Genomic DNA, 16,054 nt, shown 5'->3' with positions numbered 1-16,054 from the left:
AAGTCAGCCCACACCTTGCGGGCTTTTCGGAACAAAGGTGTTTCAGAAATAGAGGCAGTATTACAAAGTGGCAGTCAGAGGAAGTGTTTGGCGGTGAGTGGCTTTAAAAACGAAAGGCACCAGTTTAAACTGATGCCTTTCATTGACCAAAATGATAATATTTTTTACATGAAGTTTCTATAATCGTATGTTTTTCCTTCGAATCTGTTTAATAACCAGCCTATTCGGGCTATTTCATTCGATGTTTGAATTGTAGTTGGTAATTTGGAGTATAAATCAAAACTGTTCCAATTCATTTTTGTCAAACCAAGTATTTCTGTAGCAACTGTTCCTATGTTACTTGAACCATAATGCTTCTTTATTTTCAATGGTATAGGTATATTTTTGCCTCCTAAGTAATAACTTCGATTGTCAGATTTTACAGAAGGTACTATCCCATGTGTCCATAGCAAAGCTGTTGTAGAATCTAATAAGAAACAAGATCCTCTAGACAAAGGAAACATTCCTGGCACAATATTCTCATCTTTTGTATAAAGTGAAAGGAAACGAGCATTTTCTTCAAAATTAACTTCAATAAGATCGATTTGTTGTACTCCTGATTTTTTTAAACTGTTAACTATTCCTTTTATTTCATCGGGCTTAAAATGTGTACGCTTATGAACTACCACACGTTTTGGGACTTCTCCCATGGTATTGAAAAATAACTCTCTCACGAGTGTTCCGAACTTATAAGCATCCTGATAGGAAAGGTAAGGGTTATTTTGTTTGTCAAAATAACAGTCTTCAACCCTAGAAAGGCGGTATTTTAACCCTTGTCCCATAGAATTATATATGTGACTACATCCCAAAACGACCTTAGTTTTATCTTTCTTTTTGTTTACGCTATAACCAATACCTACAAAAGCAGTATTAGATTCGAGTCCATTCAACACCCAAGGGGTTCTTTGAGCCTTAACATAAAAAGAAAGTGATAACCACCAGTTGACTTGACATACTAAAGAATCTTTTAAGGTGCTTTCCTGAATAAACTGTGTGGCGATCTGTTTCTGAGCCGCATAAGCTTTAATATAGTCATGCAAATCAAATTTTTCATTTTCATTATTTATATCGCTGATAATATTCCATTCTGTAGGTATAAAAATTACTAAGACTAATTTTTTATTTACAGCTTCCAATTGATCAATAGCCTTTTTTATTTTATCCGAAAACTCTTTAGCTGATTGCATTAGGTTACTTATTGGCAAATTTATATCGCTATCTTTCCACAAATCGCTATTGATATCAGGTACATTAAACGGAATACCATAAGCATTTATGAAACCAGGATAATCAATCAAGTAATCAGGATTTGAAGTTCCGGCTGTTTGCGTTTTATTAAGACGGCATAAAAAATCATAAACAGGAACTCTATATAGATTTGGGCAAATAATACCTAGATTAATTTCCGGATCAAAAACGTTTCCATTTAATGAAAAGTCATAAGGTCTATTTTTTGTCAAGCCTCTCATAGGATGAAAGTCTGTAATAACAGTCCCGGTAAGCTTATCTAAGAATTCAAGATTCGGTTCTTTATATTGAATACCATTATGAAGAATAGATTTCTTATTGAAATTATTAGGGAAACGAAAAGGATAACCTCCCATTGCTTTTGCAAGTGCTACATGCATAGTACCTGAACTTATGGAAAATTTGAATGCTGTACCAGAATTTTGTGGATACTCAAATGTTAAGTTTTTTCCATTTGGAAATAAAATAGATTTCCAACGTTCAAGTTGGTTATTAAATTTTACATTAGGTTGTCCTTGATACAATATTTCATGATACGATTTCCCCACTTCAAATTTCAAAGATTTCGGAATTTCTTCTTCCGAATCAAGAAAGAATGTTGGTTTTAAGTTAATGTATGCAAAGGGCTTTTCTGAACGTATATTGTTGTCAAAAAATAGGCCTACTTCAATAGCATCATATAAATGATATTGAATTCCATTTTTAGACTGTATTTTTTTGCTGTTTGGTAGGTATATTTTTTCAAAGCCGTCTGTTCTCAAATTATATAATTGGCATAAAGAATCAATAATTGTTTTTAAATAGAGATTCTTAAATACACTTCCGTCTTTAACTTCATTATATGTTACTGGAGTTCTTTTTATTTCACCTGTTAACCTTCCAGAGAAGGTTTCTCTAATCTGAGACTGAATACCAAATGCGTAAACCATTTTTTTCAGAGGAACTGCTACAATATTTTTACCTTTTGTCAATTCGCGTATGGTAGCCCAAACTCGCTCATCTTCTTTAAATGGTACTTCAAACTGAAAAACTTCTGTTGGAAAAGTTACCGGAAACAGATTGCTTTTTAGGAGAACATGAGGTTGTTTGACTTCCATTGAAAAAGGAGTTTTTTCAATTCCTTCAATAGAGTTATTCTGTAATATATCGTTTACATCCTTGACGAAAGATTGATTGTCATCTAAACATGTTTTACATGTGTGAATAAGTGTGGTGTCAAAACCTTCGGTTGGTATATAAAATCCTTTTCTACCATGTGATTCTAAATGATTAATCAAGTCTTCAACGTCTTGATTAATATTGTAACCGAAACCACACCAGAATAACATTCCTGCACCTGGCTTTGAGTAAGCTTTCTTAATGGCCTCCATTAAAGATTTATCTCTACCACTATAACCGATCACAATTAAATGTTTATCATACAAATGTTGTTCTAATGCGGCAACGAATGTATTATGTTGGGTATCGAGTTCTGCACCTGTATTTTTCAAAGGACCATATTTGAAATCACCATGTAATGATACAGTTAAAAGCTCGTTGCTACTGGAAGCTCTATGTATTCTTTCTGTACTTTCCAATGATACCGCAATAGGAGTAAGTCCTGTTTGATAGGCTGACTTTTCTACTAATCCGTCAAAATTTGTAGTAAATACAGATTTTACCATGCCATATTTAGCTAATAGGCAGAGCAATCTGTATCCGAGGTGTGGTTCACGATTCCTACATATATTCTCAAAATACTTTCTTCTGGTATCATCAATCGGATAAGCTTTTAAGGCATAGTAAGAATACTCTTCAGCACTTCCTTCTTTAGGATATACTCCCTCATTATCTAACCAACGTTGGATGCTACGCTGAATGGTTTCCGATTTATATTCACTATATTGTTTAGAAAGATTGGGATTTTTAGTAATAAAAATATTCTTTTTCCATTCCCAAATACAGTCCGCTGCTGACTGAATACCAGAACTAATGGAAGCTCCAGCTCCTAAAAGAAATACGTGTCCTGTATCCGTATTTTCTTTAAGCGTTCGCAAAAAAGCGTCATATGGTAATTCTTGATTCATTAATATCTATGATTAATTGGTTAGTGTTTCATTTGTACATCTAAAGCTATTTCCTCACATCGTATTTTGTGCTTTTTTTAGTTTTGAATATACATTTACTGTAATCTTCTGTTATATTCAATGACTTGCCATCCATATCGTTATTTATTTTTTAATCGATTTTCTGAATTTTTAAGTACCTTGTATGCTAATGGTTCTTCTTGCAGCATATCTACAATTTTATCTGAAAGCCATATTACCAGCAGTTCGTCTGGGTTTATTTCCAACAATTCAGCTATCTTCATAATCTGTTCTTTACTGGCTTTCCTTTCTCCTCGTTCTATTTTGCTTACAAGAGCAGTATCAACTTCCAATGCTGCTGCAATTTGCCTGAGCAGTAATCCTTTCTGCTCTCGTAATTGTCTGACCTTAATACCAAAATCTCTTTGTTCCATTTTAATGACTTGTCACTTTATGTCAAATTTAATGTTTTTTTTGACATGAAGTTCTTTATCATTATTAATTTTAAAAAAGAAAAGTGCTAATTGAATACAACGTTTCAATTAGCACTTTTCTTAAATGCCGTTTTGTGTAAGTTTCGATCTGAATATTCACACAAACTCCCCAATATCAAAATCATTAAAATCACTTTTCCGCAAATTGGAAGAATTGTCTTTGGTTTCGGATGAAACGGTGCTGTCCAAAAGCTCGGCAATTTTTCGGGAAGCACCGTCCATTGAACTTTCCAGCAGTGCAAATAATTCGGTTCCCTGTAATCTTTGAACTATATCAATCGCTGTTTCCTTTTGGGCTGGCTCTAATTTTTCTTTTTGAAGCAAGACCCCCACGTTTGATAGTTCCTGAAAGGTAACCCCTGTGGCAAAACCGCTATCTGTGCCGGATATTCCGTACCTGTTCCATTCTTCGTCGTCTTCCTCTGTCAAATCAGGTACATTGCCGAAAACCTCGTCCAATTCTTCCTGCGGAATTTGAATGCTGACGTCTTCGTTCTCGTCATATTCGATGTCTAAATTATCGGGGTTTATTTCTTGTTCCGCCATTTGGCTTTCATTGGCACTGTTTGGCACTGATTGGCTTCTTACGGGTTTCGGTTGCCCCATAATATCAGGCAGGTTCGGATTGACTTTTTCCTGTGTCGGTTTTTGTTCCGGTTTCTTTTTAACGACAATCTTGTCGTGCAATAGCAAGGCAATGATTATCAGCAGGCATATTACAATTATTGTTTCCATAGCTAAAAGTTTGGCTTTTTCGTTTTGTCGTAAATCGCTCTCATTTCGGCTCCGAAATCATCAAAATGATGTTGTAGCAAATTCTGTAAATAATCAGCAAGCGTAAGCTTTCCACCACCGAGCATAAACACGAGCTGGCTTAGTTTCTGATGAAATTCTTTGCTGATATATACTGTTTTTCCGTTCCGTGCCAAAAATTCTGTCGGAGTAAGAAATGTGGATTTGTATTGAGCCGTGCGTAACGCTTTTTCCGGCTTTTGTTTTGCATTTTTCATAATCAGATATTTTAAAAAATAGGTTTGAATTTCTCATTAAAATCATCGGTAATCGCTTTCTCAAATAGTTCAAAATGATGTTCCAAAATATTGTCGAGATACGCATACAGTGGTATTTTATCATTCCCGATGACCTGTACAATACGAGATAAACGTTCGTGATACTCCTGACGGATATAGATACTCTTATCGCCTCTTTTTTCCATAGAGTGCGTATTCAGAAACTTTTCGCCGTAGGTACTGTCAATATTTTTCTTTGCTCTGGTACGTTCTCTTTGTACAGGCTTCTCCTGTATCTGCTCTTTGACTTGTTCTTTTATTTCCTCTTTGGCATGTTCTTCAGGAGTTTCGGCTGGAGGCTGTTGCATTCCCTCTTTGCGGACACCGCCTGCCATTAACGACATTATATATTCTTCGTCTATTTCCGGTGCGTTTCCTTTTTTATTTCTTTTTTCCATAGCATTTACAATTCAATGGTTCTTAAAAATTCCTGTATAAATAAATCCAAATGACAAGCGGTCATCAACCTTTGGTCGGGCGGTAATAAAGAGGAACGGAATGCTGTTTTTTCCATTGCCTCACCCTCTTTTCTGAAACGCTTGCTGTCCGTTATGTAGGTCTTCATCAGGGAGAAGCCCATATCTGTTATAAACTTGCCGTACAAATCGTACAGGTGCGATTTTTCACGCCTGTCCACTTGGTTCCAAAACAGGCGGATACCCTTGATGTTGCTTTCTCCGATTTTCATAATAATATCGGTAAGTGCCTGTGTGAAGCTCAACGTACTTTCCACGACAACCCTGTCAGCCGTTATGGGCGAAAAAATGTAGTTCATACCCATAAGGGTTTGGAGTATTCCCGTTGAATTGACCGTTCCCGGCAGGTCAAAGAAAATTACATCAAAGGGAACGGTTGATGACTGGATTAAATCGTTGGCTTCGCTCAAAGCCGTTTCAGCTTTACATTTCTCAATCGTGTAGGCTTTTTTGTTAATGTTCATAAACTGTTTATGAGCCATTTTCCTAAAGCTCTCGTTTTCCCTTACGGTTTTCAAATCCCTTTCACGCATTTTCAATAAACTGTGCTGTGGGTAATCACAATCCAATACCGCTACATTGTAGCCCATTCGGTAATGGAGCGTACTTGCGACAAGTGCTGTAAAGGTACTTTTGCCGACACCGCCTTTTTGAGAAGAAAAGGCAATAAACAGAGGTTTCTTTTTTGTTTCCATATTTTTAAAAAATTAATGTTTCTACTTGCTTGCAGGCAGTCCTGCGTTCCAGATTTCGTTCAGGCTTCCTTGCAGGATAGCCAGCAGGCTTTCTTGACTGAACCCGTGATTTCCTGCCTGTCTGCGATACGGCAGGACGGCAGTCATTCCTGTATGCTATCAGGCAGGATAGCCGTCATTCCTGCGTTCCTGTAATCCTGCATTCACGAGAGCAATCACGATTGATTGCAAGCCGTCACGCTATCACTCTTGCATTCTTGCAATCCAGCCGTCAGGATTGCAGGATTGTCTGCATTCTTGAATGCTGTCAATCTATCAGTCCTGATTGAGTTCCTGCCTGAAATCTGATGCAAAGAACTATGGATGTTCTTTTCATTGTATGTGTGTGGTAGTGTTTGGCGTTCAAAGGCAGTGTTTGGCACTGTGTTACAGTGCAATGCTTTCGTAAACAGGTCTTTACTTTGTAGAAAGATTTTTATTAACGGATTTATGCAAAATAGAACTGACAAAATGGACTTTAACAGCAACGGCATCGAGCCGTTTTTCCCTGTTAAATTTAATCCGTCCCGCAGGGCGGATTTTTGTGTTCATCAGAACACGGCAAGTTGTGTTTTGAGGCACTCTAAACCGAGTTTAGTGCCTCAAAACAACTTGCCCTTGCAGGGAGCAGAAAAACCCTCCGAAGTCGGCTTTTCGTGTGAATTATAAATGGATTAGTGATGAACGAGAACAATAACAGCAAACAGAATAAGGGCGGTCGTAAGCCCAAGCTCAACCCAAGCACCCACCGCCACGTTTTCCGATTGACAGATGAGGAAAATGCCAAACTTTTATCGCTTTTTGAAGTATCGGGAATGCCCAATAAAGCAAAGTTTATCATTTCGCAAGTGTTCGGAAAGGAAATGAAGTCGGTCAAAATTGATAAAGGAACGGTTGATTTTTATATGCGACTGACTTCTTTTCACAGCCAGTTTCGGGCAATAGGTATCAATTATAATCAGATTGTAAAGCTGTTGTACCGTCATTTTTCGGAAAAGAAAGCCGCAGCTTTCCTGTACAAATTGGAAAAGCAGACGGCTGAAATGGCAATGTTGTGTCAGAAAATCATCCAGCTAACCGAAGAATTTGAAGCCAAACATCTGAAAAAACAGCGTTAGACCTGGATGAGCTATCCATTAAAAGATAAAAATTAATAGCTCATCCACGCTTCATTACCATTAAGAAAATAAAAAAATCAATGAAAAATGATAGCAAAAATCGGAAGAAGCGAAAATTTGTACGGTGCGTTGGCATATAATAATCTGAAAGTGAAAAAGGAAAACGGACAAATTCTGTTTACCAATAAGATAATTGAAACGCCAAGCGGAGCATATACCGTTTCTCAATTAACCCAATCTTTTGAGCCGTACCTTATCGCAAATCGCAATACGCAATATCACACCTTGCATATTTCGCTCAATCCCGACCCGAAAGATAAAGTTAGCGATTACAAGTATAGGGAAATGGCACAAGAATATATGCGGGAAATGGGTTACGGCGAACAGCCTTTTGTGGTCTTCAAACATACCGATATTGACCGTAGCCATATCCATATCGTATCGGTCTGCGTGGACGAACAGGGCGTGAAAATTTCGGATAGTTTTGAGAAAATGCGGTCTATGAATGTATGCCGTGAACTGGAAAGAAAACACGGTCTGATACCCGCAACGGACAAAGAACATAATCACAATGATAAGGTTTTTCGTCCGGTGGATTATCGGGCAAGTGATATAAAAAGTCAGATTGCTTCGGTCATTCGCCACTTGCCGAACTATTATCAATACCAAACTTTGGGAGAATACAATGCTTTGCTATCCCTGTTCAATATTACTACCGAGAAAGTGGAGGGAGAATTACACGGAAAGGCACAGCAGGGTTTATTGTACATTCCATTGAATGAGAAAGGCGAAAGAGCCGGACATCCGTTTAAGGCTTCGCTTTTCGGAAAGAACGCAGGGCTTCCGGCTTTGGAACTGCATTTTGCGAAATGCAAAACAACACTGAAAGATACCCCAGCTAAACAGACCTTAAAATCAGCCGTTACTATTGCCCTGCAATCCACAAACAATGAACAGGCTTTTAAAAAACAATTAGGGGAACAAGGGATTAATGTTGTGGTGCGTAGAAATGACACGGGACGTATTTACGGAATGACCTTTATAGACCACAATTCTAAAAGCGTATGGAACGGTTCACGTTTAAGCAAGGAACTTTCCGCCAATACCTTTAATGATTATTGGAACAACAACATCAAACCGGATATTAAAGAACCAACTGTACAACTGCCAAAAACATCCCCATCAAATGATGCGGATCTTCCTGCGGAAGAACCACATCATTTGTTCGATTTCTTAACTACTGAAAAACACGAAGACCGTTTGATTGAAGCCTTTGGAGGTTTGCTTATACCTGAAGCACAGGGAGAAGACTACGAGGAACAGGGCTTTGCCAACAAAATGAAGAAGAAACGTAAACGCAAAAGAGGTCAGCAGTAGTATTCAGCCAAATACCGCCACTCAAAGCCAATGACTGCCAAATTCTTATAGCCACTATGTAGAGCCTATAAATTCACGCCCGAACATTAAAACTTAAAATAATGCAGGGAGAAGACGATTTAAGAGGACTTGCCAAGATAATGGCTTTTATGAGGGCAGTAAGTATTCTATTGGTACTGATGCACCTTTATTGGTTTTGCTACGGTTTCTTTATGGAACGTGGCTGGACACTGGAAGTAATCAACAAGATATTAAGCAATTTTCAGCGTACTGCCGGGCTGTTTTCGCACACTTTATATACCAAAGTATTTGCTTTGGTATTGCTGGCTTTGAGCTGTCTGGGAACCAAAGGTGTAAAAAATGAAAAAATAACCTGGTCTAAAATTTACGTGGCTTTAGGAGTTGGTTTTGTGCTGTTCTTTCTGAACACACCATTGTTAAAACTATCTCCGGTAATAGGCACATTTCTTTATATCCTTACTATCTCGTTAGGTTATATCGCCTTGTTGATGGCAGGTGTATGGATGAGTCGACTGCTTCGTACCAATCTGATGGATGATGTTTTCAATAATGAGAACGAGAGCTTTCAGCAGGAAACAACGCTGATGGAAAACGAATATTCTGTCAATCTTCCCACGAAGTTTTATTACAAAGGCAAATGGAACAATGGCTGGATTAACATAGTCAATCCTTTTCGAGCCTCAATTGTGTTGGGTACTCCGGGGTCAGGAAAATCGTATGCAATCGTAAACAATTATATCAAGCAGCAGATTGAGAAAGGCTTTAGTATGTATATCTACGATTTCAAGTTTGACGACCTTTCAACCATTGCATACAACCATTTATTAAAGCACAGGGATAAGTACAAAGTACAGCCTAAATTCTACGTTATCAACTTTGACGACCCACGCAAGAGCCATAGGTGTAATCCACTCAATCCCGATTTTATGACGGACATTTCCGATGCTTACGAAGCAGCTTATACCATAATGCTTAACCTTAACAGGTCGTGGATACAGAAGCAAGGGGATTTTTTCGTGGAAAGCCCAATTATCCTATTGGCAGCAATTATATGGTATCTGAAAATCTATGAGGACGGTAAGTATTGTACTTTCCCACACGCTATTGAATTGCTGAATAAAAAATATTCGGACGTATTCACGATTTTAACTTCCTATCCCGATTTGGAAAACTACTTATCGCCGTTTATGGATGCTTGGCAAGGCGGTGCACAAGACCAATTACAGGGACAGATTGCATCGGCAAAAATTCCTTTGTCAAGAATGATTAGCCCGCAACTGTATTGGGTAATGACAGGGGATGATTTTTCATTGGATATCAACAACCCACAAGAACCGAAAATACTTTGTGTAGGTAACAACCCTGACCGTCAGAATATTTATTCCGCAGCATTGGGTTTGTACAATTCAAGAATTGTAAAACTCATTAACAAGAAAGGACAGTTAAAGAGTTCAGTAATCATAGATGAGTTGCCCACGATTTACTTCAGGGGACTCGATAACCTTATCGCAACTGCCAGAAGTAATAAGGTGGCAGTATGTTTAGGATTTCAGGATTTTTCGCAATTAACAAGGGATTATGGCGACAAAGAGAGCAAGGTAATACAGAATACAGTAGGTAATATTTTCAGTGGTCAGGTGGTTGGAGAAACGGCAAAGAGCCTTTCGGAACGCTTCGGAAAAGTATTGCAGAAACGCCAAAGTATGACGATTAACCGCAACGATAAATCTACCTCTATTTCCACACAGTTAGACAGTCTTATTCCGGCTTCCAAAATTTCAACGCTCACACAGGGTATGTTTGTCGGTTCCGTATCGGACAACTTCGATGAACGTATCGAGCAAAAGATATTTCACGCTGAAATTGTCGTGGACAATGAAAAAGTTGCCGCAGAAACTAAGGTATATCAGAAGATACCGGAAATCCTATCCTTTGTTGATGAACACGGAGAGGATAAAATGAAACAGGAAATCGAAAGCAATTACCGTCAGATAAAAATAGATATTGTAAATATTATTGAAAGCGAAATGGAGCGTATCAAGAATGATCCAAACTTACTGCATTTGCTTTCACGGTAAGTAATAAAAAAGTGTCTGAATATCTAAATTCTGCAACAGTTTATCTGGATACAGTATAAATTACGGTGAAATGTGGGATTAAATGTGGGATTAAATGTAGTTTTCAGTAACTTTGTGAGTATGAAAAAAGTGCTCGCAATATTTTTTCTATCTACATATCTTATTTCAACAACAGAGTTAGGTCAGTTGTTGAAGTTTCCTATGCTGGTAGAGCATTATTTCGAGCATAAAGAAAAAAATCCTCAAATTTCCGTCATGGAGTTTCTGGTACTTCACTACGAAGGCAACCACCTTGAAAATCATCCTCACGATGATGACTATGATCAGGATCAAAAACTACCTTTCATTATGCACGGAGACGTATTAAGCTTTTGCTTCGTATATCCCCAACCGCTTTTTTTTGAATCAATTCATAAAATTGACATACGAGAATCGTCTAAGGTAGTTTCTTTTGACGATGCATTTATCTCCAACCAGTTTCTTTCTTCTATTTGGCAGCCTCCAAGATCTTGTTAATTCTTTTTTAACCAATTGACTTTTCGTAAATTCTTTTTGCACTTTGCATAAAGGAAGGTTTGCTATGCAGTATTAACACATTCTATTGAATGCAGGTTTGTGTTATACTTTGGGGAAAAAGATTTTATTTCTTTTTCGATTTCCTCCAAAGTTAAAAAAAACATTGCCTCATTGTTATTTGTGTGCCTATTCATGGACTTTTCTTATGGCATGATTGTATAGAATTTCATCTTCAACTCAATTTTTAGGGTATTCTGTATAGTCTGCCTGAAAAATTGTTGAGGTGCGATTTTGTTATGCACTGATCTCCTACATGAAAGTGTTATATCATTATTGTTCATTTCTGTCTCCATAAAACCGGGGCTTCATGGAATGTGGTTGTCAATTGGTTAATCCTGTTATTTTATTTACGATAAATACTGCTGTATCTATTTGTAATTGTATTGAATAATAATTTGATTAACAAGTAAAACTATGCTTACTAAAATCATTGAGTTTTCCGTAAGGAATAAACTCATCATAGGGCTTTTGGTCATTGCGCTCATTGGAATTGGCACCTACCAAACCACGAAATTACCAATTGATGCTGTGCCTGACATCACCAACAACCAGGTACAGGTTATTACGATAGCACCTTCTTTTGGTGCGACGGATATTGAACGCCTGGTTACCTTCCCCATAGAACAAGCAACGGGCAACATTTCCGGCACCAAAGAAATACGCAGCTTTTCCCGTTTTGGACTCTCGCTCGTTACCATTGTTTTTGATGATGATATAGATGTTTATTGGGCAAGACAACAGGTGGCTGAACGTTTGCAGCAAGTGCAAAGTCAAATCCCCCAAGGGATCGGCACACCGGCATTAGGACCAATTTCTACCGGCTTGGGCGAAATATATCAATATGTAGTCCGCCCCAAAAAAGGTTACGAACAAAAATATGACATCGCCGAACTGCGTACCATTCAGGACTGGATTGTGCGCAGGCAGTTATTAAGCGTAAAGGGGGTTGCTGAAGTGAGTAGTTTCGGTGGCAAACTCAAGCAATATGAAATTGCAGTAAATCCTGACAAACTCAATGCCTACGGGATTAGCATCAACGATATTTTTTCGGCTTTGGAAGAAAACAATCAAAATACCGGTGGTGCATATATCGAAAAAGGGCCTACCGTTTTATATGTCCGCAGCGAAGGCCTGATAGGCAGCCTGGAAGATATCGGCAATATTTCCATTGCCAATAAAAACAACGAAACACCTTTGTTTATCCGTGATGTGGCAAACGTGAAAATGGGTTATGCCACTCGTTATGGGGCTATGACTTACAACGACCAGGGCGAAGTTTCGGGTGCCGTAGTGATGATGCTGAAAGGTGCAAACAGCAGCGAAGTCATCAAGAATGTAAAAGCTAAAGTAGCCCAAATACAGAAAACCCTGCCCGAAGGCGTAGTCATTGAGCCTTTCCTGGACCGTACCAAAATGGTCAATAATGCCATCAGTACAGTAGAAAAAAACCTGATGGAAGGCGCACTGATTGTAGTGCTCGTTTTGGTTCTGTTCCTTGGGAATTTCAGGGCGGGGTTACTGGTAGCATCGGTTATTCCGCTGGCCATGCTTTTTGCCATCTGTATGATGAATTTGTTTGGGGTAAGCGGCAACCTGATGAGCCTTGGAGCCTTGGATTTCGGGCTGATTATAGACGGTGCCGTCATCATTGTAGAATCGGTGATGCACCAACTGTCGCATAACGCCAGATTTCAGCAAATGACCAATTTATCCAAAAAGGAAATGAATAATACGGTAATTGGTTCTGCGGGGAAAATGATGAACAGTGCTGTATTCGGGCAGATCATCATTCTGATCGTTTACCTTCCCATCCTAAGTTTGCAAGGTATAGAAGGCAAAATGTTCCGACCGATGGCACAGACCGTAGCCTTTGCTTTATTGGGCGCATTTTTATTATCGCTTACCTATATCCCAATGATGAGTTCCTGGGTACTGAGCAGGAAAATCAGCCATAAGCACAATCTTTCAGATAGGGTTATGCGTCGTGTAGAAGCCTTCTACCAAAAATTTTTGTTAAAAGCCATCCGCATGCCCAAACGCATTATCGCCGTGGTTTCAGTTTTATTTATTGCGGCCATTTTCGTGATGTCGAGATTGGGAGGCGAGTTTATCCCCTCTTTGGAAGAAGGCGATTTTGCAGTGGATACCAGGGTCTTAACGGGAAGTAACCTTAATACGACCATTGCAAGTACCCAAAAGGCCGCCCATATCCTAAAAACACGCTTTCCTGAAGTGATAAAAGTAGTAACCAAAATAGGTAGCGGCGAGGTACCCACAGACCCGATGCCGATGGATGCCAGCGATATGATGGTGATTCTGAAAGACAAAAGCGAATGGACATCTGCCAAAACTTTTCCGGAACTATCGGAGAAAATGAGCAAGGCCTTGGAAGATGTACCGGGAATTTCAGCAGGTTTTCAATATCCCGTAAATATGCGGTTCAATGAACTGATGACGGGTGCAAGACAGGATGTGGTCCTGAAAATTTTTGGGGATGATTTGGATTCCCTGGCAGCGACGGCTGACAAATTAGGGAAAATAATCAATACGGTGGATGGCGTACAAAACCTTTATATAGAACCTATAACCGGAATGCCCCAGGTTATTATTACCTATAACCGCCCAATGATTGCCCAATACCATTTGTCTGTAGCCGGCATCAACAAGGTGGTCAATACGGCATTTGCCGGACAAAGCACCGGTTTGGTTTTCGAAGGGGAAAAACGTTTTGATATGGTTGTAAAACTAAATGCCGACGTGCGGAAGAATCTGGAAGACGTACAGAATTTATTGATTCCAACACCATCCGGTAATCAGATTCCTCTTTCACAGTTGGCAGATGTGAAGATAAAAGATGGCCCCAATCAAATTCAGCGGGAGAATACACAACGCAGGATTATTGTCGGCTTCAATATAAAAGGCCGGGATGTGCAAAGTATTGTTCAGGAATTGCAAGCCAAAGTGAATGCGCAAATCAAGCTTCCGGCCGGGTATTCTATTACTTATGGCGGTTCGTTCGAGAATCTGAACCAGGCAAAAAGCCGTTTGATGGTTGCGGTGCCTATTTCATTGGCTTTGATATTCATTCTCTTATTTTTTGCTTTTAAATCAGTGAAGGAAAGTTTATTGATTTATACCGCAATCCCATTATCCACCATTGGCGGAATTTTCTTTTTAGCGCTTCGGGGAATGCCTTTTAGCATAAGTGCCGGTATAGGTTTCATTGCACTGTTCGGCGTGGCTGTTTTAAATGGAATTGTTTTGGTCGCCGAATTCAACCGTTTAAAAAAATCAGGAATCAAAAACATTGTCCGCATCGTGGTAGACGGAACAGAATCCCGTTTGCGCCCCGTGCTGATGACCGCATTTGTGGCTTCATTGGGTTTTATTCCAATGGCGCTGAGCAATGGTGCAGGTGCAGAGGTGCAGCGTCCGCTGGCAACGGTAGTTATTGGTGGACTGATGGGGGCTACTTTGCTCACATTATTCGTTCTTCCTTTATTGTTCATCGCATTTGAAAAAGGTTTTACAATGAATCCATTCAAGAAAAAAGCAATCACATTATTGATCGTTTCAGGGATTTCTTTAATGGGAATGGGTTCTGTTAAAGCACAGGAAAAAATCACTTTAGACAGGGCTATTGCATTGGCTGTTCAAAATAATCAAAATTTAAAAACCGAAAAACTGAAGGCCGATTATGCCAAGGCCGTCATCAAAACTTCGGCTGATATTCCGCAGACTGGTATCACGGCTGATTACGGTCAGATCAACAGTGCATACAACGATACCAAGTTCGGAATTTCACAGAATATCGCATTTCCAACGGTTTATAAAAGGCAGAAAGAATTGTTTACACAGGAATGGAAATACAGTTTGCTGAATGTTTCGTTGAAAGAATTTGAATTAAAAAAAGCCGTTACCCAAACTTTTTATGCCATCCTGTTCTGGCAGGAAAAGGAAAGGCTGCTGCTAAAAGCAGATTCCTTATACGCTGATTTTTATGCTAAATCTTTGTTGCGCCTGCAAAAAGGAGAAAGCAATATTTTGGAAAAAACCACTGCACAGAATCAAAAGGCTGCTATCAATATCCAGTTGAAACAGGTGCAGCGGGAATTAGAAACAGCGAAGTTGCAGTGGCAATGGTTATTAAATTCGGATACGGTTTATAAAGTGGAATCCCCTGAAAAAATAATTCCGCTACAGGTGGATGAAACCGGCAAAAATCCTGTTATACAGGTTTTGGAACAGCAGAAAAATATTGCAGCGAGCCAAACCAAAGTAGAAAAATCTAAATTACTGCCCGGTTTGATGATTGGTTACAATCTCAACAGTTTCAAAGGAACCGGAGCCGATGATAAGTTATACAACGCTTCCCCTCAATTCCATTCTGTACAGGTTGGTTTTTCCATTCCTGTTTTTTCACAGTCGCAAAGAGCGAGAATCAATGCTTCCAAAATCACGGAAAGTATTACCGAAAACCAATTGCAGGCTACAAGTGCTTATTTACAGAACCGGTATAAACAACTCTCGGAAAACTATCAGCGCAATTTGGAAATTGTAAACTATTATGAAAGTGAAGGGCTAAAAAATGCGGCAGTCGTTACCGAAACAATACAAAAGCAGTTCACCAACGGGGAAATCAATTACCTGGACTTTGTAATGCTCATAAATCAAGCCATCAGTATTCAAAGTAATTACGCTGATGCTGTCAAAATGCTGAACGATACTATTATACAAATCAATTATCTCAATTAAAT

The 16,054-nt window shown here is 38.9% G+C and carries 11 protein-coding genes; 5 read left to right on the top strand and 6 right to left on the bottom strand.

Translation table 11 applies throughout. The features are described from left to right. Nucleotides 1–164: 164 nt before the first annotated feature. The 6 genes from H277_RS0117980 to H277_RS0117955 all read right to left on the bottom strand — a co-directional run bounded on the left by H277_RS0117980 (nt 165) and on the right by H277_RS0117955 (nt 6,088). A complete protein-coding gene (locus tag H277_RS0117980) occupies nt 165–3,353 on the bottom strand; it encodes an SIR2 family protein (protein ID WP_019977020.1) in 3,189 nt (1,062 codons plus the stop codon). 140 nt (nt 3,354–3,493) lie between these two features. Beyond that, nucleotides 3,494–3,787: a helix-turn-helix domain-containing protein gene (locus H277_RS0117975; protein WP_019977019.1), complete on the bottom strand. Its 294-nt coding sequence runs from the start codon at nt 3,785–3,787 to the stop codon at nt 3,494–3,496. Nucleotides 3,788–3,943: 156 nt separating this feature from the next. Beyond that, the gene (locus H277_RS0117970; RefSeq protein WP_019977018.1) at nt 3,944–4,582 is read right to left on the bottom strand and encodes a hypothetical protein; all 639 of its coding nucleotides are present in this window, start codon (nt 4,580–4,582) and stop codon (nt 3,944–3,946) included. A 2-nt stretch (nt 4,583–4,584) separates the two neighbouring features. Continuing rightward, on the bottom strand, nt 4,585–4,857 hold the full coding sequence (locus tag H277_RS0117965) for a DUF3408 domain-containing protein (protein WP_019977017.1): 273 nt from the start codon (nt 4,855–4,857) through the stop codon (nt 4,585–4,587). 11 nt (nt 4,858–4,868) lie between these two features. Beyond that, the gene (locus H277_RS0117960; protein ID WP_019977016.1) at nt 4,869–5,315 is read right to left on the bottom strand and encodes a DUF3408 domain-containing protein; all 447 of its coding nucleotides are present in this window, start codon (nt 5,313–5,315) and stop codon (nt 4,869–4,871) included. Nucleotides 5,316–5,320: 5 nt separating this feature from the next. Further along, the gene (locus tag H277_RS0117955) at nt 5,321–6,088 is read right to left on the bottom strand and encodes a ParA family protein (RefSeq protein WP_019977015.1); all 768 of its coding nucleotides are present in this window, start codon (nt 6,086–6,088) and stop codon (nt 5,321–5,323) included. A 719-nt stretch (nt 6,089–6,807) separates the two neighbouring features. Here H277_RS0117955 and mobA point away from each other — a divergent pair. The 5 genes from mobA (at nt 6,808) to H277_RS0117930 (ending at nt 16,052) form a co-directional block, all read left to right on the top strand. Further along, on the top strand, nt 6,808–7,245 hold the full coding sequence (gene mobA / locus H277_RS0117950) for a conjugal transfer protein MobA (RefSeq protein WP_019977014.1): 438 nt from the start codon (nt 6,808–6,810) through the stop codon (nt 7,243–7,245). Between the two features lie 87 nt (nt 7,246–7,332). Continuing rightward, nucleotides 7,333–8,622: a conjugal transfer protein MobB gene (gene mobB, locus H277_RS0117945; RefSeq protein WP_019977013.1), complete on the top strand. Its 1,290-nt coding sequence runs from the start codon at nt 7,333–7,335 to the stop codon at nt 8,620–8,622. Between the two features lie 101 nt (nt 8,623–8,723). After that, entirely contained in the window at nt 8,724–10,721 is a 1,998-nt protein-coding gene (gene mobC / locus H277_RS0117940) for a conjugal transfer protein MobC (RefSeq protein ID WP_019977012.1), read from the top strand. A 120-nt stretch (nt 10,722–10,841) separates the two neighbouring features. Then, nucleotides 10,842–11,237: a hypothetical protein gene (locus H277_RS0117935; RefSeq protein ID WP_019977011.1), complete on the top strand. Its 396-nt coding sequence runs from the start codon at nt 10,842–10,844 to the stop codon at nt 11,235–11,237. Nucleotides 11,238–11,711: 474 nt separating this feature from the next. Continuing rightward, complete coding sequence (locus H277_RS0117930) at nt 11,712–16,052, top strand: CusA/CzcA family heavy metal efflux RND transporter (protein WP_019977010.1); 4,341 nt, start codon at nt 11,712–11,714, stop codon at nt 16,050–16,052. The last annotated feature ends 2 nt before the right edge of the window (nt 16,053–16,054 follow it).

It is taken from the genome of Empedobacter brevis NBRC 14943 = ATCC 43319 (assembly GCF_000382425.1).
Taxonomy (GTDB): domain Bacteria; phylum Bacteroidota; class Bacteroidia; order Flavobacteriales; family Weeksellaceae; genus Empedobacter; species Empedobacter brevis.
This window is presented reverse-complemented; position numbering and strand designations above follow the sequence as displayed.